The sequence below is a fragment of the Candidatus Hydrogenedentota bacterium genome (genome assembly GCA_016791475.1).
GTDB lineage: Bacteria > Hydrogenedentota > Hydrogenedentia > Hydrogenedentales > JAEUWI01 > JAEUWI01.
This window is the reverse complement of the sequence record JAEUWI010000330.1, coordinates 1-600: the sequence shown is the minus strand read 5'-3', so window position 1 is coordinate 600 and position 600 is coordinate 1. Positions and strand designations below refer to the sequence as shown.

At 73.0% G+C, this 600-nt stretch carries 1 protein-coding gene; it reads left to right on the top strand.

What is annotated here, in order from left to right:
• Positions 1–460: 460 nt before the first annotated feature.
• The coding region (locus tag JNK74_29515) for a TRAM domain-containing protein (GenBank protein MBL7650313.1) at positions 461–600 on the top strand (140 nt) is incomplete at its 3' end.

Sequence of the window (600 nt, the reverse complement as noted above, 5' to 3'; positions counted from 1 at the left end):
CCAGCAGTCGCTGCTGGACTGGCGGCTGCAGCTGGCGCAGGCGTCGCGCCTGGCCTGGCTGTCGCAGCGCGAGCAACTGGCCCTGAGCGCCGTGATGCTGGCGCTGGACGCCGAGCGGCACCGGGTGCAGGAAGAGGTCTACGGGCAGTACGTCAGGCGCATGGCCTGCCTGGTCGACGCGCTGGCCGACGTGGTGGCGGTCGACCGCGGTCGCGCCAGCGAACTGCTGCAGGCCCGCAAGGGCGTGCAGCAGGCCGAGTTGTCGCTGGCGGCGGCCCGCTCGGCGCACCGGCAGACCGAGATCCGCCTGCGCCGGGTGATCGGCGATGCGCCGGTCGATGGCCAGCTGGTCGGCCAGGCCCTGCAGACACTGCCCGACCTGCCGCCCCTGCTGGCCGCCGCCGAGGCGGCCCCCGAACTGGCGCAGCTCGAGCACCAGGCGCAGGCCGTCAGCCGCGCAATGGTGGGGACGGTCCAGCGCGTGCTGGTGGAAGGCCCTTCGAAGAGGCGCGCGTTCGAGCTCGCCGGGCGCACCGACAACAACCGCATCGTGAACTTCGCCGGACCGCTACGGCTGACGGATCAGTTCGTCGACGTGAC